We start from the raw sequence: 24,966 nt of genomic DNA, 5'->3' as shown, positions 1-24,966 counted from the left end.
GACGACAAGCACAGGGTCGTGATTCATTTTGGCAGGGGATTTTTTCCATGAAAGGGTGTTTACGGCCGCTCTATGCGGCATTTTTACTGGCTGGGGTTTCGGCATCAGCACTGGCCGCCGAACCGGGTATTGAGCGACTCAGCGAGGCGGTCGCCAAGGCCGTTGCCGAGAACCCGGAAGTGCTATCGCGCTATCACCAATTGATGGCCAGCAGCGACGAAAGCCGTGCCGCATTTGGTCAGTATCTGCCGCAACTCGACTTGAGCGCACAAATCGGCGATGAATACCGTGAGCGCCCGGATTATCTGGCTCCGCGCGATTTCGAGCGCGATGGCTATTCGGTTACGCTGCGTCAATCGATCTTCCGCGGCTTTGCCGTGCAGGGCGACCATCAGCGCGCCGAATTCGTAGAGCGCGGTCGTTTTCAGGAGCTGGCTGGCATTTCCGAAGAGCTGGCCTTGGCGACCACCCGCACCTTCCTCGACATCCAGCGTTACCGCGAATTGGTAACCCTGGCCCAAACCAATTACGACAACCATAAATCCCTGTTCGACCGTCTGCAGCAACGGGCGCAAGCCGGCGTCAGCCGTGCCGTTGACCTGGAACAGGCAACCGGCCGCTTAGCGCTGGCGCAGGCCAATCTGATTACCGAAAAAGCCAATCTGAATGATGTCGAATCGCGCTTTCTGCGTCTGGTCGGCGCCAGTGCCGGCAAGAATCTGGGCCCGGTGCCGGAGCTGGTTGGTGCCTTGCCTGATGAGGCGGTGCTGGCTGACTGGGCCGGTCAAAGCCCGAACATCCAGGCTTCATTGGCGTTTCTGGAAGCGGCAAAGAAAGCGGTAACCGTCGCCAAATCGCATCGTTACCCGCAGCTCGAACTGCGTGCCCGTAAAGATCTGGGCAACGACCTTGATGGCCTGCAGGGCACCTACGACACCGAAGTGGTCGAGCTGGTACTGAACTACAATCTGTACAACGGTGGCAGCAGCGAAGCGCAGGTGTCGCGGCGCCGCAATGAAGAAAACTACGCCCGTGACTTGCGTGACAAAGCCTGTCGCGAACTGGGCCAAACGGTGGCGATAGCGCGCAATGACTTTGCCAAACTCAGCGAGCAGAAAGAGTACCTGGCCCAGCACCAGGCCTCGACCTCGAAAGTGCGTGATGCCTATTTCCAGCAATTCGACCTCGGCCAGCGCTCGCTACTTGACCTGCTCGACACCGAGAACGAGTTGTTCCAGGCTCGCCGCGCCATGGTCAATGCCCAGTTTGACTGGCAGATTGCCAAAGCTCGGGTACTCGCGGCATTCGGTCGTCTGCTGCCAGCACTGCAAGTGCAGGGCTTGGCTGCCAACATGCCGATGGAAGTCACCAAGCCGTTCCCGGCACCGCTTATGGACCCCTGTGTTCAGGCTCGCTGATCACGCTTGGGGTAACTCGCTGGTGAACAGCGATGAATGAGGTAAGTCCACCGTCAAAATTGGACCCATTGCTGCAAGGGCTGCAATGGGTCTGTCGTCATCATGGCCGGGCTCATTCGGCGTTGAACCTGACGGCCGGTTTGCCTTTGCAAAACGGTTTGCTGACGCCGTCGTTGGTCGGCCGCGCCGCGAAACGGGCTGGACTCTATACCCGCATTGTCCGTCGGCCGGTGCATCGAATTGCCCGGGTGTTGCTGCCGTGCTTGCTGATCTTGAAAAACAATCGCGCCTGCGTGTTGACGGCCTGGCATGACGATGGTTATGTCGATATCGTCGTGCCGGAGCAGGGTGATGTCCAGGTGCGCATCAGCGAAGCGGAGCTGAACGAGCAATACGCCGGTATCGCCATTTATCTGCGGCCAAAATTCCTGTTCGATGCTCGCACCCCGGAAGTGCTGAAGCGAAAAAGCGAGCACTGGTTCTGGTCGGTGATTTTTACTTCGCGCCATCTTTATCGCGATATTTTTCTGCTGGCGTTTGTGTTGAACATTCTGGCGCTGGCAATGCCGCTGTTCACGATGAATGTTTACGATCGCGTGGTGCCAAACCTGGCGTTTGAAACGCTCTGGGTGTTGGCGCTCGGCGTTATTCTGGTGCTCGGTTTTGATTACTTGCTGCGCAATATGCGGGTCTGGGTATTGGAGCTCGCCAACAAACGCATCGACACCAAATTGTCAGCGAAGTTGATGGAACAAATTCTCGGCATGCGGCTGGAAAACAAACCGGCATCGGTGGGTTCGTTTGCCAACAACGTGCGCGCTTTTGAATCGGTGCGCGATTTTATTGCCACCGCTTCAGTCACGACGTTTATCGATTTGCCTTTTGGTCTGATTTTCATTCTGGTGCTCGGCGTAATTGGCTGGCCGCTGATCATTCCCGTCGTGCTGGCGATGCTTGTCATTGGTTTGCATTCCTACTGGACTCATCGCCAGTTATCGGAATTGGCTGAACAGAGTTACCGCGCTGGCGCTCAGCGCAACGCCATCCTGGTCGAAGCCTTGACCGGTTTGGAAACGATGCGCGCGTTCAACGCCAGCACCATGGTGCAAACCCGTTGGGAACAGAGCACTCGTTTTCTTGCTCACTTGAATGGTCGCATGCGTCAACTGACGCAGCGCGCTTATTCATTCGTTGCCGGCTTTCAACAACTGACGTCGGTGGCGGTGCTGGTTGCCGGTATTTATTTGATGAGCGAAGGCGAAATGACCATGGGCGGTTTGATTGCGGCGATGATGTTGTCGTCACGCTGTATCGCGCCGATGGGGCAAATTGCTGCGCTGCTGACGCAGTTGCAGAACACGACAACGTCACTGAAATCGCTCGACGAGATGATGAGCACACCCATCGAGCGACCGGCTGATGCGCAGTTCTTGAGCCGGGAAAAGTTCGACGGGGGTATCGAGTTCCGTCATGTTTCGTTGCGCTACCCAAACTCCGAACAAGATGCCTTGAACGATGTCAGCTTTCGCCTTAGCCCTGGTGAGCGGGTAGGCATCATTGGCCGCATTGGTTCCGGTAAATCGTCGATTCATCGCCTGATTTCCGGGTTGTATCAACCGAGCGATGGCGCCATTCTGATCGATGGTATTGATCTACGTCAGCTCGATCCGGTTGAGCTACGCCGTGCCATTGGTTATGTGCCGCAAGATCCGGGGTTGGTGTTTGGCACACTGCGCGACAATATTGCGCTCGGTGCGCCGCACGCGACCGATGCGGAAATTCTTAGTGCGGCATTCCGCGCTGGCGTCAGCGATTTTGCCAATCGCCACCCAGCGGGATTTTCGATGCCGGTCAGCGAGCGCGGTGAGTCGTTATCCTCCGGACAAAAACAATCGATCGCCATTGCCCGTGCGCTGTTGCAAAACCCACCGATTCTGCTGCTTGATGAACCGACCAGTCATATGGACTTCATCAGCGAAGACCGGCTGAAAAAACAGCTGACGCAAGTGTTGCCTGGCCACACCGTTTTGCTGGTCACCCATCGCACGACGCTACTCGATTTTGTTGATCGCATCATCGTGCTCGATAACGGCAAGCTGATTGCCGATGGCCCGAAAGCCGAGGTGCTGAAAGCGCTGCAGGAAGGGCGCATCAAGGGGGCGACAGTATGAGCCCGCGCGAATCGTTTCTTGCCCGCGCGCGTCGCTGGTTGCGTTTTCAGTGGGAGCATTTTCGCGAGTGGCAGGAACACCGCGAGATGGCTACCGACATCAATTTTGTCGAAGATGCCGATGCCGAGATTTTGGTCCAGGACGAACGCGGTTTACGCGCGGTGATTTGGATGTGCTGCATTTTATTGCTGACGCTGATCGCCTGGGCGGCGATGGCACGCATCGACGAAGTGGCGCGTGGCGAAGGCAAGGTGATTCCGTCTTCGCAGGTGCAAGTGCTGCAAAGTTTTGATGGTGGTGTCGTCGAAGAAATTCTGGTGCGCGAAGGTTTTGTCGTCGAGAAAGATCAAACGCTGTTGCGTATTGATCCGACCCGGTTTGTTTCTTCTTTAAGGGAAACCACGACGCAATTGGAAGCCTTGCAGGCCAAAGCCGCACGCCTGCAGGCGTTGGCCGATGGCAGCGAGTTTCAGGCGCCAGAGAAACTGGCAACGCGTTTGCCGGAATTGGTAGCACAAGAGAAAGAACTGTTCGAAGCGGAAAAGCGGCGTCTAGCTGCCGCTGTTGGCATTGCTGAGGAACAGCTTATTCAGCGCCGTCAGGAACTGATGGAAGTGAAAGCGCGTTACCAGCAAGCCCGCGAGAGTCTGGAGTTGGCGCAGCAGGAATTGAATGTCACCAAACCGCTGGTGCAAACCGGCGCGGTGTCCAACGTCGAGTTGTTGCGCTTGGAGCGCGAGGTCAGCCGCCTGCGCGGCGAAAAAGGTACCGCTGAGGCGCAGATCCCGCGCATCGAAGCGGCGATCAACGAGGCAAAACAAAAAATTACTGAAGTACAGCTCACTTTTGCCAACGATATGCGCACGCAATTAACCGACGTAAGCGCCAAACTGCGTGCGATGACCGAAGGTAGCGAGGGCTTGGCCGACCGGGTCAAGCACGCGGAAATTCGTTCGCCGGTGCGTGGCACGGTCAAACAAATGTTGGTCAATACGGTTGGTGGTGTTGTGCAGCCGTTTCAACCGGTCGTTGAGATCGTCCCGCTCGAAGATAATCTGCTGCTGGAAGTGCGCATTCTGCCGAAAGACATCGCGTTTATTCGTCCTGGCCAGAAAGCATTGGTGAAGTTCACTGCTTACGATTTCGCGGTGTATGGCGGTTTGGATGCCACCGTCGAAAACATTGGTGCCGACACCGTTGTCGATGAAAAAGGCAACGCGTTTTATATCGTCAAAGTGCGCACCGATAGTGCGTTTCTTGGCTCGGCCCGGTTACCGATCATTCCTGGCATGGTCGCCGAGGTGGATTTGTTGACCGGCAAACGCACCGTGCTTGCTTATTTGATGAAACCGATCTTGCGCGCCACCCAACAGGCCCTCGGAGAGTCCTGATGGTGAAAGTGCTGTGTTGTGTGCGCAATTTCGATTTGGTTGAGCGTTGGAAAACGACGATCAAGGAATTTGAGTTTGTGCAGGTGTTCGCGATTGAGCATCTGCTGAACATGCCATCGGGACTGGTCATTCTCGATGGCGCCGCACCGGACATCGTCGATTTCGCCGGTCGTCGTGACTGGGCGCGTTTGGTCAGCCGGCATCGTGTGCTGTTCGGCGACCCGACGCCCGAAGCCGAGCGCGGCATGGCCGCGATGCAAACCGGCTGTGTCGGCTACTGCCACCTGTACACCTTTTCCGAACAGCTGAAACAGATTCTTGATGTGCTGGATGCCGGCGAGATGTGGGTCGGTCGAGAGCTGATGACCCGAATGCTGACGGCGCTGAAACCACAATGGCCACAAACCAGCGCCAATGAGGCCTTACTGGCACAATTGTCTGAGCGCGAGCAGGAAGTCGTGCAGCTGGTCATCAATGGCCTCGCCAACAAAGAAATCGCCGATCGCATGGCCATTACGGTGCGCACCGTCAAAGCCCACCTGACCTCGATATTCGCCAAGCTGGAAGTCCGCGACCGACTGCAGCTGGTCGCCAAGTTAAAGCGCTGATGCCTTAATTCATGCACCTGTACCTAGGTACGATGTGCAATAAGCCTTGAGTCTTTAATCTCCGTCGGTAATAACCCGAAAAGTCGTTCGATGGAGTTTCCTATGGCCCAGGTCGTTTCCTACGTAAAAGCTATCCGTGGCACCGTTGTCGCCCGCACCAAAGAAGGCGGCGAGCGCGTGCTGAAACTCGGCGATGCGATTTACGCCAATGAATACGTCGATACCGGCAAAGATGGTTACGTCGAACTGACCATGGGCGAAGAAGCGCCGTTCATTATTCGTCAGCAGGAAACCGTGCAAATGGCCGAGGCGTTGAACCCGGCTTCGGAAGCGGCTGAGTCGGCTGATGAGGCTGTCGTCGCGCTGGCACCGAGTGAGCTCGACAGTATTCTGCAGCAGATTGCCGATGGTGCCGACCCGAGCACCTTGTTGGCGCCAACCGCTGCCGGCGCAGGCGGTGGTGGCGGTGGCCACAGCTTCGTGCGCCTGATGCGCATTGCCGAAACGACGGAAGGCAGCGAACCAACCAGCGTTGATCCGGTTGCCGCCATCCAGCCGATTACTTTCCCGAGCACGTCCGTCGACGAAGAAAATCAACCGCCCGTTGTCAGCGATCAAACCGTTTCGATCAATGAAGACGGCTCACTCAGCGGCAATCTCAATGCTTTCGATCCGAATGGTGATACGCTGACCTACACCGTTGCCACCGGCCCGGCCAACGGTACGCTCGTCATTAACGCCGACGGTAGTTACGTTTACACGCCAAACACCAACTTTAACGGCAACGATACTTTCACGATTCAAGTCAGCGACGGCCAGGGCGGCATCAGTGCCGCCACGATCAACGTCACCGTCAATGCCGTCAACGATGCGCCAGTGGCGCAAAACGATGCCGTCACAACGAACGAAGATACGGCGGTCACCATCAACGTGTTGAGCAACGATAGCGATGTTGATGGCGACACCCTGACCGTCAGTGCAGCGAGCGTCAATCCCGCACAAGGCACGGTAACGATCAACGCTGATGGCACGCTGAACTTTGTGCCAGCAACGAACTTCAATGGCGTTGCCGTTATTAGCTACACGATTAGCGATGGTAATGGCGGCACGTCGACGGCGACCGTTAATGTCACCGTCAATGCGGTCAATGATGTGCCGACAACTTCCAATGTTTCGCTGAACACCAGCGAAGATACGGCCGTGAGTGGTGCGATTGTCGCCTCGGATATTGACGGCGACAGCTTGAGTTATGTGCTGGGCACAGGCCCAAGCAACGGTTCCGTGACGCTGAATGCTGATGGCACGTTCACCTATACGCCGAATGCCAACTACAACGGTAGTGATAGCTTTACCGTGATCGTTAGCGACGGTAACGGCGGTAGTGTTGTCAGCGCCGTCAGCGTCAATGTTGGCGCCGTCAATGATGCGCCAGTGGCGGTGAATGACACGGCGATCACCGATGAAGATACTTCGGTCATTGTAAACGTACTGGCAAACGACACCGATGCCGATGGCGACACACTGACGGTTACGACGGCTAGCGCACTGAACGGTTCAGTGGTGATCAACGCCAATGGCACGCTGACTTACACACCGAACGCCAATTACAACGGCAGCGACACCATCAGCTACACGATCAGCGATGGCAATGGCGGCACATCGACCGCAACGGTGAACGTTACCGTTAATGCCGTGAACGATGCGCCAACCACTTCGAACGTCAGCTTGAACACCAGCGAAGACAGCGCCGTGAACGGTGCGATTGTCGCCTCGGATATCGATGGCGACAGCTTGAGTTATGCGCTGGGCACTGGCCCAAGCAACGGTTCCGTGACGCTGAATGCTGATGGCACGTTCACCTATACGCCGAATGCGAACTACAACGGCGGCGATAGCTTCACCGTGATCGTTAGCGACGGTAACGGTGGCACGGTAATGAGTACCGTCAGCATCAATGTTGCTGCCGTCAATGACGCGCCGACAACCAGCGATGTCGCACTGAATACCAACGAAGACACAGCGGTGAATGGTTCGGTCATCGCTTCGGATATCGATGGCGATAGCTTGAGCTATGCGCTGGGCACTGGCCCAAGCAATGGTTCCGTGACGCTGAATGCTGACGGCACGTTCACTTACACGCCGAATGCCAACTACAACGGCGGCGATAGCTTCACCGTGATCGTCAGTGACGGTAACGGTGGCACGGTAATGAGTACCGTCAGCATCAATGTTGCTGCCGTCAATGACGCGCCGACAACCAGCGATGTGGCGTTGAATACCAACGAAGACACTGCGGTGAATGGCTCAATTGTTGCCGCGGATATCGATGGCGACAGTTTGAGTTATGCGCTGGGCACTGGCCCAAGCAACGGCACCGTAACACTGAACGCTGATGGCACGTTCACTTACACGCCGAATGCCAACTACAACGGTATCGATAGCTTTACCGTGATCGTCAGTGACGGTAACGGTGGTACGGTAGTGAGCAACGTCAGCATCGGCGTTGGCGCTGTTAATGATGCGCCAGTGGCGGTGAATGACACAGCGACTACTGATGAAGACACCAGTGTCACGATCAGCGTGTTGACGAACGACACCGACACAGACGGTGACACGCTGACTGTTACCACGGCGAGCGTGAATCCAGCGCAAGGTACCGTTACGATCAACGCCGATAACACGCTGAACTTCGTACCAGCCGCGAACTTCAACGGCGTTGCCGTGATCAGCTACACGATCAGCGATGGTAATGGAGGCACATCGACGGCGACAGTGAATGTCACGGTCAATGCCGTTAACGATGCGCCAGCAACCAGCGATGTGACGCTGAACACCAGCGAAGACACAGCGGTGAATGGCGCAATTGTCGCGGCCGATGTTGACGGCGATAGTCTGAGTTATGTCGTTGGCAGCAGCCCAACGAATGGCGTCGTGACATTGAATGCAGATGGCACGTTTACCTACACGCCGAACGCCAATTACCACGGTGATGACAGCTTCACTGTTACGGTAAGCGACGGCAACGGCGGCAGCACGACCAACACTGTCACCATCAATGTTGCTGCGATCAATGATGCTCCAACCACCAGTGATGTCACGCTGAGCACCAATGAAGATGTAGCGGTCAATGGTGCCGTAGTCGGCAATGATGTCGATGGCGATGCGTTGAGTTATGCGATCGGCAGCACTCCGACAAACGGTGTCGTAGTACTGAATGCCGATGGCACGTTCATCTACACGCCGAACGCCAACTACCATGGTAGCGACACGTTTACCGTTATCGTGAGCGATGGTAACGGTGGCAGCACCACCAGTACGGTAAACGTTAGTGTCGCAGCGGCCAACGATGCTCCGACTACCACTAATGTTCATCTCTCAACAAACGAAGATGTAGCAGTCAATGGTGCCGTGATTGGCAATGATGTCGATGGCGACGCATTGAGTTATGTAATTGGTAGCGCGCCGACAAACGGTGTCGTGGTTCTGAATGCAGACGGTACCTTTACCTATACGCCGAACGAAAATTACAACGGCAGCGATAGCTTCACTGTGATCGTTAGTGATGGTAATGGTGGCACCACAACCAGCACAGTATCCATCAACGTTGCCGCGATCAACGACGCGCCAACAACCAGCGATGTCGCACTGAATACCGACGAAGACACCGCGATCAATGGCGCAATTGTCGCCAATGACATTGATGGTGACAGCTTGAGTTACGCGGTTGGCACTGGACCAAGCAATGGTGCGGTGACACTGAACGCTGATGGCACGTTTACCTACACGCCGAACGCCAATTACAACGGCAGCGATAGCTTCACTGTGATCGTTAGTGACGGCAATGGTGGCAGCACGACCAGCACAGTTAGCATCAATGTTGCCGCGATCAACGATGCACCGACCACCAGTGATGTGGCGCTGAACACCGATGAGGACACAGCGGTCAATGGCGCAATTGTCGCCAATGACATTGATGGTGATAGCTTGAGTTACGCGGTCGGTACTGGCCCTACGAATGGTGCGGTGACATTGAATGCTGATGGCACATTTACCTACACGCCGAATGCCAATTACCACGGTAGTGATAGCTTCACGGTGATCGTTAGTGACGGTAATGGTGGCACCACGACCAGCACGGTAAATATCAGTGTTAGTGCCGTCAACGACGCACCGATTGCCAGTAACGACACAGCGGCAACAGATGAAGATACCGCCGTCACAATCAGTGTTTTAGGTAATGACATCGATATCGATGGTGATGCGCTTAACGTCATCGCCGCCAGTGTCGATCCAGTGCAAGGTACGGTGACGGTCAATCCGGATAACACACTGAATTTTGTTCCTGCCGCCAACTTCAATGGTGTCGCCGTTATTAGCTACACGATCAGCGATGGTAACGGCGGTACGTCATCCGCGACCGTGAATGTCACCGTTAACCCGGTTGCTGATGCGCCCATTATCGGAGGCGACATCTCAGGCAGTCTGACTGAGGATGTTGATGTCGTCGGTGGCAACCTTTCCGTTACCGGTTCCTTGAACGTATCCGATCCGGATGCCGGGGAATCAGGTATGCAAGCCGCCAACCTCACAGGAGCTTACGGCAGCTTTGCCATCGATAACAGTGGTAGCTGGACGTACTCGGCAAGCAACAGCCAGGCAGCAATTCAAGATCTCGGTGCCGGGGAGATACTGACAGAGGTGTTCACTGTTTACACAACGGATGGCACGCCTCAGAACGTTACGGTAACCATTAACGGCACCAATGACGCGCCGACGTTAGCCGGCATGCGCACATCATTCACCTACAGCGAAAATACGGGCTCAGGCATCACCCGTGTGCAGCTGGATAGCGGCGTGAGCTTTGCTGATCGTGATTCGGACAATTTTGATGGCGGTACGTTAACTGTACAAATCAACAATGCAGTCGCCGGTCAGGATCAACTTGGTATCAGTGGTCAGGCGGGTAATCCGGGACAGATCAGTGTCTCCGGTGGCAATGTGCTTTACAACTTCGGTTCTGGAGCTGTCGTCATTGGTACGGCAACCGGACTCAATTCGGGTTTGTTGCAAATCACGTTCAATGGCAACGCCACTCCCGCAGCCGTTGATGCGCTGATTCAGCGATTGAATTATGGCAACGCATCGCAGTTGCCTGATACCACTCCACGCAGCGTCACGATGACGTTGACTGATGGTGATGGTACGGCCAACGGTGGCAGCGATACAGTCGTCCACAACATGACCATCAATGTCGTCTCACGTAATGATGCGCCCAATATCGGCAACTTCGGTGGCACACGCACACATGTCGAAGGTGGCGCAGCCGTGGTGCTCGACAACAATGCCACGATTACCGATGGCGAGCTGGCGATTTCAAACAATTATGGTGGTATGACGCTGACCATCAATCGCAATACCGGCGCCAACAGTGAAGACAGGTTCGTCGGCAGCGGCACCCTGAATCTGACCGCAGGTAACGTAGTATTGAACGGTGTTGTGGTCGGTAGCTACAACGAAACGGCATTAAGCAATGGTCAGTTGATCATCACGTTTGCCAACGGCACGACCAATGCGCAAGCCAACAGCGTGTTGCGTCAAATTGCTTACAGTAACAGTTCAGACGCGCCGCCAGCTTCGGTGATATTGAATGCCATATTGAACGACGGCAATACCGGTGATCAAGGCACGGGCGGAGCACGCAACAGCAGCACCAGAACTGTGCGTATCAACATCACGGCAACCAATGATGCCCCGATCGCCATTGACGATACGGCCACGACAACCGAAGACACGACGGTCGTCATCAATGTGCTCGGAAATGACACGGATGCCGATGGCGATACGCTGACCGTAATCTCGGCGACAATTGACCCATTGCAGGGTACGGTAACGATCAACGCCAATGGCACGCTGAATTTTGTGCCGGCAGCCAACTTCAATGGCGTTGCGGTAATCACTTACACGATTAACGATGGCAATGGTGGCAGCTCGACAGCGACCGTTAATGTAACGGTCGATGCAATCAATGATGCACCGACAACCAGCGATGTCGCGTTGAATACCAGCGAAGATACGGCGGTGAATGGCTCGATTGTCGCCTCGGATGTCGATGGCGATAGCTTGAGTTATGCGCTGGGCACTGGCCCAAGCAACGGTTCCGTGACGCTGAATGCCGATGGCACGTTCACTTACACACCGAACGCGAACTACAACGGCGGCGATAGCTTCACTGTGATCGTTAGTGACGGTAATGGTGGTACGGTAGTGAGCAACGTCAGCATCAATGTTGCTGCCGTAAATGACACGCCGACAACCAGCGATGTCGCACTGAACACCAACGAAGATACAGCGGTGAATGGCTCGATTGTTGCTGCAGATGTCGACGGTGATAGTTTGAGTTACGCAATGGGCACTGGCCCAAGCAACGGTTCCGTGACGCTGAATGCTGACGGCACGTTCACTTACACACCGAACGCGAACTACAACGGTAGCGATAGCTTCACTGTGCTCGTCAGTGACGGAAACGGTGGCACGGTAATGAGCAACGTCAGCATTAATGTTGCTGCCGTCAATGACACGCCGACAACCAGCGATGTCGCACTGAACACCAACGAAGATACGGCGGTGAATGGCTCGATTGTCGCCTCGGATGTCGATGGCGATAGCATGAGTTATGCGCTGGGCACTGGCCCAAGCAACGGTTCCGTGACGCTGAATGCTGACGGCACGTTCACTTACACACCGAACGCGAACTACAACGGTAGCGATAGCTTCACCGTGATCGTCAGCGACGGAAATGGTGGCAGCGTGGTGAGCTCGGTCAGCATCAATATTGGCGCTGTTAATGACGCACCGGCAGCATTGAATGACACGGCGGCGACCGATGAAGATACCGCAGTCATCATCACCGTACTCAGCAATGACACTGATGTCGATGGCGACACACTGACTGTTACCGCCGCGAGTGTGGACCCGACGCAAGGTACGGTAACGATCAACGCCAATGGCACGCTGAACTTTGTACCGGCAGCGAACTTCAACGGCGTTGCGGTCATCAGCTATACGATCAGTGATGGCCATGGTGGCAGCTCGACGGCGACGGTCGATGTCACGGTCAATGCGGTGAACGATGCCGCTGTGATCGGCGGTACCGATAATGGCGCCGCGCAGGAAGACGTCAGCATCAGTGCCAGCGGATCGTTGACCATCAGTGATATTGATGGCGCGGTCGAGCAAGCATTTATTGAACAGACTAATGTGGCGGCGACCTATGGTTCATTCAGTATCGATAACAATGGTAACTGGGTTTACTCACTAGATAATGCCAGCAACGCCGTGCAGAGCCTGGCGGCTGGCCAAGTGGTGACTGACACGATTATGGTCGCCTCAGTAGACGGTACAACACACCATGTCGTTATCACAATTACTGGCAGCAACGATGCGCCACAGGTTAGCGCGGCGACCGATCTTGGCAACATGAATGACAGCAGTTCGTTACTGATTTCTGCTGCTCAGTTGTTGGTCAATGCCAGCGATATCGATGCTGGCGCAACACTGAGTGTGGTCGGATTGGCACTGGTGGATGCATCGGCCGGAACGTTGACCGACAACGGTAATGGGACCTGGACATTCACGCCAGCCGCTGGGACTTCTGGCGTCGTGTCGCTGCAGTACGGTGTCAGCGATGATGTGGTGACGACACCCACCTCCGCAGCCGTAAACATCATCGATACCACGCCACCGTCAGCTCCAACCGTGACTATTATTGATGACGCCAACAATGATGGCTTTATCAATGCTGCAGAATCGGCGGCGACATTAACCGTACGCGTTGATCTGCCTGGCGATGCACGCGCCAATGATGTCCTGAATGTTGTGATCAACGGTGTCAGTCAATCGATCACGTTGACAGCGGCGCACATTACGGCCGGGTTGGTTGCCATTTCCACGGCCAATCCTGGCGAAGGCAGTACGCTGAATGTCAGCGCCAGCATCACTGATCTCGCCGGAAACGTCGGCGCTACGAACTCGGATTCCGCCCTCGTTGATACTCAAGTCAGTGCGACCATTACCCTGAATAATGTTACGGCGGACAACATCATCAACGCGGCGGAAGCGGGTGGTACGGTTGCCATCACGGGTTCCGTTACTGGCGATGCAGCGGTTGGTGACACGATCACCATCACCATTGGTAGCAATACATATTTCGGCACCGTGCAAGCAGGAGGCGTGTTCAGTATTGATGTGCCGGGCTCGGTATTGGCGGCGAACAACAACATTGATGCCAGTGTGTCGGGCAGCGACGCCGCGGGCAATCCGTTCACCGCCAACGACAGCCAGACTTATAGCGTCGATACCACCACCAACGCCACCATCACGCTGGACGATATTACCGCTGATAACGTCATCAATAGCGCCGAAGCGACAACCGGAAACTATGTGACGGTCACCGGCACGGTAGCTGGCGATGCGGAGGTAGGCGATATGGTTGTGGTCACGATAGGTGGTTTGAATTTCACGACTACCGTTTTGCCTGGCATGACCTTCGCCGTTGATGTGCTCGGTAGCTTGCTGGCCAACAACAACATTGTCTCCGCTACTTTGAGTGGCAGCGATGCCGCCGGCAATCCATTCACCGTGGTTGATACCCAGTCGTACACGGTTGATATGTCGGCGCCGACTTTGAGCGCGCAAACTTTTGGTTATGCTGAAAATCAAATCGCCAACAGCACGGTAGCCACGGTCGTCGCAACAGACAGCAATGGCGTCGCGGGTTTCCGATTTGCCGCGACGGGTACCAACACCAGCGCCGATGGTTTCTACACGATCGATAATGCCGGCAATATTCGCATCACGGCAGCGGGTGTCGCAACCGGCGTTGCCAACAATGACTTTGAAGTTGGCGGCAACAGCTTTGTATACGCGGTGCAGGCTGTGGATATTTATGGCAATGCATCGACTGCGCAGAACATCACGCTGAATGTCACCAATGTTAACGACGCCGCACCGCAACTCGATCTCGACGGCAACAACAGTTCCGGAATCAATGGTAGTGGTTATCAAGTCAACTACATTGAAGGTGGCAGTCCAGTTCGTATTGCCGATACTGACATTACGATCACGGATGCCGATAGCAGTACCTTGGTTAGCGCGACTATTCGTATCACCAACGCCGAAGCCGGCGATCTGCTGAGTGTAGGTTCACTGCCAGCGGGTATTAGCGCGTCGGCCTACAACCCGGCTACTGGCACGATTACGCTTAGTGGCGTCGCCAGCCTGGCCGATTATCAAGCGGCGATTCGTGCGATTCAATTCATCAATGATGGCTCAGCCAGCGGCGTGTCGCGTAACGTTACCGTTGAAGTCAATGATGGCGCCAACATCAGCAACGTGGCGACAACGACGATCACGATGACGCCAGTGCCGACGGTTTCGATTAGCGATGTCTCGGTGCAGGAACCTTCCTCGGGCACCGTTACCATGACCTTTACGGTTACCGTTGATAGCGCGCCAAGCAGCAACCTGACGTTCAATTATCAAACCGTGAATGGCAGCGCGACGGCGGGTGCTGATTATCTCGGCGTGGCGTCAACGGTCGGTACCATTCTTGCCGGACAAACCTCGACAACGATTACCATCACCGTCAACAGCGATAGCAATTTCTTTGAAGGCGATGAGAACTTCTTCGTCAATCTGACCGGCTTCAATCAACTGGTCAACTTTGCGCCTGGCTCGCATTTGATCAGCGGTGGCGTTCGTGCCATTGGTGAGATTGGCGCCAACAATGGTGCACCGGTGGCGGCGGACGATAGCTATGTCGGTCAACCGGATACGGCATTGACGACTGGCAACGTGTTGATCAACGACACGCTGGTCGACAACGCCACAATCACCGGATTCAGCGCGACCAGCGTCAACGGCGGCAGTGTGGTGTACAACGGCGATGGCACTTTTACTTATACACCCGCAAACGGTTTTGTTGGTGCCGATACGTTCACCTACACGTTGACCGATGCCGACGGCGAAACCGATACGGCAACCGTGACGATTCAAGTTACCGGTGCCAGCGTGCAGGCGCCGGTGGTCACGGGTGTCAATGATTTGCAATACATCGAAAATCAGAACGAGATGGCGTTGCTGCCGGCGATTCAAATTACGGATGCCGATAGCGCCAACGTGAATTCTGTGGTGGTGACGCTGAGCGGTTACATACCGAGCCAAGATGTACTGAATCTGCAAACGGCAGGCACCAGCATCAATGCAGCGATTACCACCAATGGCAATACCTGGCAGTTAACGCTGTCCGGCGGTGCGGATATCAATGAATACCTGACGGTATTGCAATCATTGACCTATCAGAACAGTTCCGATAATCCATCAGCGGCGACACGCACCGTTACCGTAGCGGCCTATGATCAGAACTTTGCCAATATCTTCAGTTCAGATAGCGCTGTGCTGAACGTCACGCCAGTGAACGATGCGCCACAAACCTATGCCAATAATGTTTACGCGTTGGGCAGTGCCGACAATGTCGCGATGAACATCGCCATGCCGTTTGATGCCGACCATGATCTTAATGATCTGGTGATTACCGTCACTGGTTTGCCAAGCGGTATCGGCAGCGTCATGTTGCCCGATGGCGTAACACCCGTTACCGTCGGACAAACCTTGACGGCTGCGCAACTCTCGAGCTTGGTGTTTGATGCAGGTGCCAGCGACGGCACCGGCCAATTCACTTACACGGTCAGCGACGGCGAGTTCACCACCCCTGGCGCGACGACCATCAATGTCGGCGCTACCGACCCGGATACGGCAACGGTTTACGAATCCGGCTTGGCCGGCGGTACGCAATCGCCCGATCAACTGGCGGTGGCGACGGGTAATCTGTTTGCCAATGATGCAGCAGCCAACGGACCGGTGGCCAATATCATCCACAACGGCACAACTTATAATGCTGTCGCTGGCGTTATCACGATTAACACCGCTCACGGTACGCTGACCGTTAACGCCTCTACCGGTGATTACAGCTATCAACTGAATCAAGCCAATAGCTCTGGCAACGATGTTAGTGAGCAGTTTACCTATTCCTTCAATAATGGCAGCACGTTCTCCGACACGCTGACGGTCAATATCATTGATGACACACCGGTCGCCGCGCCTGTTGTGCAAACCATTCCTGAGTCAGAAGAGCAAACGTTCAATCTGGTGTTCACGCTGGATATTTCCACCAGTATGGCCACACTAGTTGGCGGAACCGGTCAAACAAGATTGCAGTTGGCAAAAGATGCGCTGATTAGTCTTGGCCAGGAGTATTTCAATCAGTCCGGCAATGTCACGCTAACGGTTGTCTTGTTTGCCGATGGCGCACATCGTCTTGGAACGTTTACTGATTTTGCCTCCTTCTCTGCAGCGGTGTCGGGGGTTGTGTACGCTGGTGGCAATAACTATCGAAACGATTTGCTAACGAGCAATGGAGGCCCCGGTGATCCGGGAAGTGACACAAACGCGTTCGTCAATGATGGGACAAGTTATGTTGATCCTGCGGCACTTATTCGTGCCATTTTAATGCAGCAAATCAGCACGCAGAACCCGGCAGCGAACGTACAAAATATTTCTTATTTCCTTTCTGATGGAGCGATCACGCAGGATACGGAAATCACCCTGAGCAGTACTGGCTTCCGGGATTTCATGAATGCCAATGGGGTGTCATCGTATTCAGTGGGTATTGGCACTGGCTTGCCCAGCAGCTTGAGTGACCTGAACTATATGCACAACGTCGATCAGTTGGGCCGTGGTAGTGGTCAGATTGATCAGGCGTTAATTGTCTCGGATGTCTCATTGCTTGAATCAGAACTGCTCAGCACGGTGCCTACGGCATTCGGCGGCAATCTGACACAGGAAGGCACGATTACTCGCATCGATTTCGGTGCGGATGGTGGTTACGTGCAATCCATTGTGCTGCCAGGTATCGGTATCATCAGCTACAACGGCTCAACGATAACCGTCCCATCAAGTATTGCTGCAACTGTTGAGATCAATGGCTCGCGTATTACCCTTAACGCAAACGATGGTTTCAGCTACGGTACGTTTGTATTTGATTTTGCTACAGGCAATTATCTGTTCACCGCGCCGAACGGCACGGCGCCTGCTTCGTTCAGTTTTGACTACTCAGTCATTGATGGAGACGGTGATGTCGCTAGCTCAACGGCAACATTCTCGATTGTCGATGATGTACCTGAAGCGCGTGATGACCTGCATACCATTCGCTTCAACGAAGTGGCAACGGGCAACGTTGTCACTGGTATCGGTACCGACGGTGGTCCGGCTCTAGGCTCCGACTTTACGCCATTTGCGGTGCAGGGCGGTGGCGTCGACAAAGTAGTGGACAATGCAACGGTCAGTGCATTCGAATTCCGTGGTCTGACAATCAATTTGAACGCAACGCCGGCTGCCACGGGCATTGCCGATAACCGTACTTTTACCAGTGCAACGTCGATACAGAATGCACCGTTTACGGTTTCAGGTTTGCGAGCCCTGCATTTCAACAGTAGCGGTATCGGTATGAGTGGTGGCAGCAACAACGATTTGAATAGTGGCGAGAGTTTACGCTTCGATTTCAATGGTGTGCCATTGCCCTATGGCGTCAACAATTTGCGTTTCACCATGGGTGGTTTTAGCAATGGAGAATCCGTGCTGGTACGGATATTTGACGCTAGCGGCAATGTGATGGCGGAGTTTACTCATGTCCGATCGGCGGCGACAGGTAATGAAATTAACCTAAGCGCTTATCAAGGGATTGGTGCCGTTGAGATTGCGGCCAGCAACGGCAGTATGCGAGTTGCTGGTATTAACTATGCGCCAACGCAGCCATCGGTTGTTACCAACGGTGGATCTCAGGGAACATTGTCGTACACCTATAGTGCTGAGCGAGACAACGATGGCAATTTAATTGTACGCGCGACAGTAACTGACAGTAGCGACGGAACGATTTTCACCATGGGCTCCAATGGTTATTACTCGTACGCGTCTTCCGCCGCACAAAGTCAACCGGCGACCGTCAATGTCAATACCACCTCCGCTGCCGCTATGTCAGGAAGTGCAATTAGCTTGGTCGCATCTGAAGGTAGTGTTGACTTCAGCCCACGCGGCGCAATTGTAAATCGTAGCGGCGACTTTACCGATGGAGCTGGTGAGGCCTTGGAAGCGGGTGAGAGTTTGACCATTAATTTCAGCACATCGACATTACCCCATGGTGCGAATAATGTTGTGTTGTCGCTGGGCAGCTACAGCGTTGGCGAAGCGGTCTACATCACGATCGTGGACCGTTTCGGCGTTGTGCTGGTCAACAATCAGGTATTCGACAGTGCAAGGATTGACCTGTCAGCTTATGACTATATTCGTAGCGTTACGATTACGGCGGCGCCAACCAACGCTGGACCAGGCGATTTGAATACCGGGGTTTCCACGTATGTTGGTTTGACTGGTGTCAGTTACCAGCCAGCGGCCAACAACTCAGTGGTTGCGCCAGAAGCGATTAGTTATTGGTTAACCGATAGCGATGGTCAGTCGGACGCAGCGCAGCTGGCGATTTATGCTATTGACCGCCATCTGAACGGCACCGATAGCGTGGATAACATCCTGGGTTCCAACTTGAATGACGCCATTGTTGCCGGCGCTGGTGATGATATTGTTTCTGGCGGTGCCGGTCACGATACGATTTCCGGCGGCGCCGGAAACGATACGTTGCACGGTAACGCAGGACGTGACTATCTATCCGGCGGTGCAGGCAATGATCAGTTGTTTGGTGGTGACGATGATGATCACCTTGCTGGCGATGAGGGTGATGATCTGCTCGATGGCGGAACCGGAAATGACATTCTTCTGGGCGGAGTCGGCAACGACGAACTGTTCGGTGGCGCAGGCAACGATCTGTTAGAAGGCGGCGCGGGCAATGACGCGCTGTATGGAGGTTCTGGCAATGACGTGCTTCGCGGGCAAGACGGCGATGATCGGTTGTTCGGCGGCAGTGGCAGTGACGCATTGTTTGGTGGACGCGATCAAGATCTGCTGCAGGGGGGGGCGGGTGATGACACACTGAGTGGTGGTGCGGGTGCGGATACCTTCGCCTGGACCTTAGCGGATGCGGGTACGCCAGCTACAGCGGCGAACGATACGATCACTGACTTTTCAGCGGCCGAGGGCGATGTTCTGGATCTATCGGCGCTTCTGCAGGGCGAGGAAAGTGGTTCGCTGGAGTCGCACTTGCAATTCGTTTCCGATGGCAGTGGCGGCACGATTATCCAAATCTGGAGCGACGGCGACCAAAGCCATGGCTATGATCAAACCATTCATCTGCAGGGAGTTGATTTGACGGCGGCAGGCAGCTTGTCGGATGCCGATATCATTGCGCAGATGATCGCCAACGGCACGTTGCGTGTTGATGGTGGGCCGTAACAGTACCTAAAAGAAAGGGCGGCCTCGGTCGCCCTTTTTTTCGCCGAGATTGCGCTTTCGTTGGGTTATCTACAGGCTTGCGGGTCTTCGCTATAGTGTCGCGCAAACGTGCTGCACTCTGCGAAGCCTAGGATAGGCGACCGTAGCCCAATGCAACATTATTCGTCACTGATATTCGCTCAGTGAGCCGCTTTTCTTCTCCCTTGCACTGCATAGCGAGAGATTCCTTCGTAGTAGTTCGATAGAAGTAGAAAGCTTTTGATTGCCGGCAGCAACATACTGGTAACCGACGCACATTTTTTTAATTAGTTATATCTAAAATATATCTCAAGTTTATCTATGCATTAGGCCTTAACGAGCGAAATTATGAATGTCGCCATCCTAATTTGTAGAAAATTGTGAGCATTTTGAATCGTTTTGTATAAGTAAGTTATCGTTTTTGTACGAACATTGACCATGTTGCGCAAGTAATCACTTTCTTAGCGTCCAGCGAAGAATTCCGCCTCTGTTCAAATTTCAAACATCCTCCTAGGCTTGCAGCGGCAATTGATGTCTCGTGAGTCATTGATGTCCAGCCGTTTTGACGATCTTGTTTTGCCGCAAGTGTTATCAACCAACGGAGGAAACAATGAAAACAATGACGCGCCAGTTCGCATACGGCCTTTCTGCGCTGATGCTTGGACTGTATGGCGCTGCGCAAGCAGCGGAGCGAATTGATTTGCATCTGCAGGCCGAACAATTGCCAAGCATGCAATTGATGTCGACCAACCTGAATCAGGCACTGGCCTTGAGTGCCGATGAAAGCCTGACCTTGAAACGCGAAATGAAAGAAGCCGATGGCCGGGTATTCCAGCGTTATCAGCAATCCTTTCGGGGGGTTCCGGTATGGGGCGATGAAGTGATCGTCGTGCGCAATGCACAAAGCGGTATCGCGGCAATGCACGGCTTTCTCACCCAGAGCATCGACGCGGATGTCGGCACCGTTACTCCAACGCTGAAATCGGCTCGTGCTGGTCGCATTTTGCGTGGCTTGCATGCCAAGCATAACGGCAGCGATTATCAAACCGAACGGGAGCAAAGCGAGCTGGTGATTTTTGTCGACAACGGAGTTGCTAAGCTCGCCTATTCGACCAGCTATTTTACCGATAAGAAAGGTGGTGGTGATCCGGCTTGGCCGCATGCCCTGATCGACGCGCACACCGGTGAAGTATTGAGACACTGGGATGCGCTTGCTTATCGCGATGCCACCGGTCCTGGCGGCAACAGCAAAACCGGTCAGTATGAGTACGGCACCGATTTCGGCTTTCTGAATGTCGATGACAGTTGCCGGATGCAGAACACCAATGTCCGCACGGTCAACCTGAATCACTCGACCTCCGGCGGCAGCGTGCATCAGTTCACTTGCCCGCGTAATACCGTCAAACAAATCAATGGTGCTTTCTCGCCTCTGAATGATGCTCATTATTTCGGTGGCGTCGTTTTTGGCTTGTATAAAGATTGGTATAACACCGCGCCACTGACTCAGCAACTGACCTTACGGGTGCATTACTCGAACAATTACGAGAATGCCTTCTGGGATGGTCAGCAAATGACGTTCGGTGACGGCGCTTCACGCTTTTATCCGCTGGTCAGCCTCGATGTCGTTGCACACGAAGTCTCGCATGGCTTTACCCAGCAGAACTCGAACCTGACTTACTCGGGCCAATCGGGCGGTATGAACGAAGCGTTTTCCGATATGGCCGGTGAAGCCGCTGAGTACTACATGAAAGGCAGCAATGACTGGATGGTCGGCGAGCAAATTTTCAAAGCGGCCGGCGCACTGCGCTACATGGATGACCCGACTCGCGATGGTCGTTCCATTGGCCATGCCAGCGACTACACCAGCGGCATGAACGTGCATTATTCGAGCGGCGTTTACAACAAAGCGTTTTATTTGTTGGCGAATAAAGCCGGCTGGAACACGCGCAAAGCCTTTGACATTTTCGTCCGCGCCAACCGCAATTATTGGACGGCGAATGTGACGTTCAACCAAGGCGCCTGCGGTGTCGAATCGGCGACGACGGATCTCGGCTACAGCCTGGCTGACGTGCGCGATGCTTTCTCGCAAGTCGGTGTCAGCTGCGGCACGACACCACCCCCAGGTGACACCGAGTTACAGAACAATGTACCGGTATCCGGCTTGAGTGGTAGCCAAGGCCAAGAACGGCATTTCTACCTGGATGTGCCAGCAGGCTCCAGCAACCTGGCGTTCGATATTTCCGGTGGCACCGGCGATGCCGATATGTATGTGCGCTTCGGTAGCAAGCCGACAACCAGCAGCTACGATTGCCGGCCGTATCGCAACGGTAACGTCGAGAACTGCTCGTTTGCGGCTCCGCAAACCGGTCGCTACTACGTGATGCTGCGTGCCTACAGCAATTACTCTGGTGTGACGCTGAAAGGCGCTTATCAGGATGGCACTGGTGGTGGTGATTCGTTCGAGAACACCAACAACTACAACATCCCGGATAACAACAGCACCGGCGTGCAAAGCCCGCTGGCGGTAACCGGTAGCGGCAATGCTGGCACCATCAGCGTTGAGGTGGCGATTGTGCATACCTACATCGGTGATTTGATTGTCGATGTCATTGCCCCGGATGGCACCGTCTACAACGTCCACAACCGTAGCGGTGGTTCAGCCGATAACATTAACCAGACCTATTCGGTCAATGTTGGCAGCAAACCACGGGCGGGCACCTGGAACCTGCGCGTTCGCGACTTGGCCCGGATTGATACCGGCTACATCGATCGCTGGAAGATCACTTTCCCGTAAGTTCACTTCGGTCTGATTGCAAGTCACTTGAAGCTGCCGTCGCTGACGGCAGCTTTTTTCTACGAATATAAGCATTGCTTTCGCAGTTCAGCTCCTGCCCGAGTTCCCATGTTGTTCCGACCACCAAAGCCGGATTGGCGCGCTAGCGGAACAGCAGGCGATGCTTGGAACAGGAGTGTTGACGTGAAACGATTATTACCATTACTCGCGGCGGCTTTTGGTGTCGCGCAGTTCATGACGCCTGCATCGGCTGAAGAACACCTGATCAGCATGGCGCAAAGCGATTGGCAAAGCTGGCAAGCACAATTTCGAATGAGCGCCGAACAACCGCAAAGAATTGCGGTGCAACAGGATACTGTGTTGTTACGTTTGAATGATCAGCAGCTGCAGCAGCTTTCGCAATTCATGCACGAACAACAACACCGCTGTGGTGGGTTTTTTGCGCATGAAAATTTGGCGGTAGCCATGCAAGCGTTGCAGCCGGTGGAGCAGCCGTTGTTGACGCTGGCAACGTATACGATTGATCAGCAGTCGGTCGTTACACCGTTGCTATCGCAAGTCAGTGAATCCCGACTACGCCAGATGATCACCGATTTATCGGCGTTCCAGAATCGCTATTACAACGCCAGCTACGGAAAAAGTTCATCGGAATGGATAAGCGACCAATGGGCGCAGATCGCCAGCTCTCGTTCCGACATCAGCGTTGAGCTGAAAAGCTGCAGTACTTGCGGTATTCAGCAAAACGTTATCTTGACCATTCCCGGCTCAACGCTGCCCAATGAAGTTGTTGTGTTGGGCGCCCACGCCGATTCGATTATCGGTGGCATGACCACCAATTCGCGGGCACCGGGCGCCGATGACGATGCTTCGGGCGTGTCGGTAATCACCGAGGTGTTGCGCGTAGCCATGGCCAATAATTTCCGGCCGCAACGCACCGTGCAATTTATGGCTTATGCGGCAGAAGAAGTGGGCTTGCGCGGTTCACAGGCGATTGCCAATGAGTATCAGAGTCAGAGCAAAAACGTCTACGCCGTAGTTCAGTTCGACATGACCAATTACGCGGGCACCGGCGCTGATGTCTGGATCATGACCGATAACGGCAACAGCACCTTGATTCAGTTTTTGCGCGATCTGTTTGATGCCTATCTGGCACCGACCGGGTTGACACGCGGCGACACCCGTTGTGGTTACGGCTGTTCGGATCATGCCTCGTGGAATCGCGCTGGTTTTCCCTCGGCGATGTATGCCGAAACCACGTTCAATCAAACCAATCCGAATCTGCACACCGTTAACGATACGCTGAGTGCATCGGGTGGTACCGCCAATCATTCGATAGCGTTCGCCAAACTCGGTGTCGCGTTCGCCTACGAAACCGGCAAAACCGGCACGACACCACCACCACCTGATGAAGGCGAACTGCAAAACAATGTGCCAGTGTCGAATCTAAGTGGCAGTCAAGGCCAAGAGCGGCATTTCTACCTGGATGTGCCAACCGGCTCCAGCAACTTGGCGTTCGATATTTCCGGTGGCTCCGGTGATGCCGATATGTATGTACGTTTCGGCAGCAAACCGACAACCAGCAGCTACGATTGCCGGCCGTATCGCAACGGTAATGTCGAGAACTGCTCGTTTGCGGCTCCGCAAACCGGTCGCTACTACGTGATGCTGCGTGCCTACAGCAATTACTCGGGTGTGACGTTGAAAGGCGCTTATCAGGATGGCACTGGTGGTGGTGATTCGTTCGAGAACATCAACAACTACAACATCCCGGATAACAACAGCACCGGCGTGCAAAGCCCGCTGGCGGTAACCGGTAGCGGCAATGCCGGCACGATTAGCGTTGAGGTGGCGATTGTGCATACCTACATCGGCGATTTGATTGTCGATGTCATTGCCCCGGATGGTACCGTTTACAACGTCCATAACCGTAGCGGTGGTTCCGCTGACAACATTAACCAGACCTATTCGGTCAATGTTGGCAGCAAACCACGGGCGGGCACCTGGAACCTGCGCGTTCGCGACTTGGCCCGGGTTGATACCGGCTACATCGATCGCTGGAAGATCACCTTTCCGTAAGAAGGAGAATGTGTAGTCAGAGGCGTGAGCTTGCTC

The 24,966-nt window shown here is 54.5% G+C and carries 7 protein-coding genes; all 7 read left to right on the top strand.

From position 1 onward, the window contains the following. The first annotated feature begins 47 nt into the window (after positions 1-47). The 7 genes from E2H98_RS08055 to E2H98_RS19455 all read left to right on the top strand — a co-directional run bounded on the left by E2H98_RS08055 (position 48) and on the right by E2H98_RS19455 (position 24,930). A complete protein-coding gene (locus tag E2H98_RS08055; RefSeq protein WP_133588141.1) occupies positions 48-1,418 on the top strand; it encodes a TolC family outer membrane protein in 1,371 nt (456 codons plus the stop codon). A gap of 32 nt (positions 1,419-1,450) precedes the next feature. Continuing rightward, positions 1,451-3,589 (top strand): type I secretion system permease/ATPase, encoded by a 2,139-nt coding sequence (locus E2H98_RS08050; protein ID WP_133588143.1) that lies wholly within the window; start codon positions 1,451-1,453, stop codon positions 3,587-3,589. Then, positions 3,586-4,980, top strand: coding sequence for an HlyD family type I secretion periplasmic adaptor subunit (locus tag E2H98_RS08045; protein ID WP_133588145.1), 1,395 nt, complete (start codon positions 3,586-3,588; stop codon positions 4,978-4,980). Before E2H98_RS08050 ends, E2H98_RS08045 begins: the two co-directional genes overlap by 4 nt. After that, entirely contained in the window at positions 4,980-5,588 is a 609-nt protein-coding gene (locus E2H98_RS08040) for a helix-turn-helix transcriptional regulator (RefSeq protein ID WP_133588147.1), read from the top strand. The genes E2H98_RS08045 and E2H98_RS08040 overlap by 1 nt, the downstream gene beginning before the upstream one ends. Before the next feature lie 102 nt (positions 5,589-5,690). After that, on the top strand, positions 5,691-20,042 hold the full coding sequence (locus E2H98_RS08035; RefSeq protein WP_198325268.1) for a tandem-95 repeat protein: 14,352 nt from the start codon (positions 5,691-5,693) through the stop codon (positions 20,040-20,042). 628 nt (positions 20,043-20,670) lie between these two features. Continuing rightward, on the top strand, positions 20,671-22,854 hold the full coding sequence (locus E2H98_RS08030; RefSeq protein ID WP_198325267.1) for a M4 family metallopeptidase: 2,184 nt from the start codon (positions 20,671-20,673) through the stop codon (positions 22,852-22,854). 183 nt (positions 22,855-23,037) lie between these two features. Beyond that, on the top strand, positions 23,038-24,930 hold the full coding sequence (locus E2H98_RS19455) for a M20/M25/M40 family metallo-hydrolase (RefSeq protein WP_162848148.1): 1,893 nt from the start codon (positions 23,038-23,040) through the stop codon (positions 24,928-24,930). The last annotated feature ends 36 nt before the right edge of the window (positions 24,931-24,966 follow it).

Origin of the sequence: Permianibacter aggregans, from assembly GCF_009756665.1 — a bacterium.
Classification (GTDB): Bacteria; Pseudomonadota; Gammaproteobacteria; order Enterobacterales; family Permianibacteraceae; genus Permianibacter; species Permianibacter aggregans.
The sequence above is the reverse complement of the archived record's forward strand: the minus strand, read 5'-3'. Positions and strand labels throughout refer to the sequence as shown.

Coding starts and splice junctions, on each gene's coding strand:
- E2H98_RS08055 (WP_133588141.1), top strand. CDS start 48: ATGAAAGGGTGTTTACGGCCGCTCTATGCGGCATTTTTACTGGCTGGG.
- E2H98_RS08050 (WP_133588143.1), top strand. CDS start 1,451: ATGAATGAGGTAAGTCCACCGTCAAAATTGGACCCATTGCTGCAAGGG.
- E2H98_RS08045 (WP_133588145.1), top strand. CDS start 3,586: ATGAGCCCGCGCGAATCGTTTCTTGCCCGCGCGCGTCGCTGGTTGCGT.
- E2H98_RS08040 (WP_133588147.1), top strand. CDS start 4,980: ATGGTGAAAGTGCTGTGTTGTGTGCGCAATTTCGATTTGGTTGAGCGT.
- E2H98_RS08035 (WP_198325268.1), top strand. CDS start 5,691: ATGGCCCAGGTCGTTTCCTACGTAAAAGCTATCCGTGGCACCGTTGTC.
- E2H98_RS08030 (WP_198325267.1), top strand. CDS start 20,671: ATGAAAACAATGACGCGCCAGTTCGCATACGGCCTTTCTGCGCTGATG.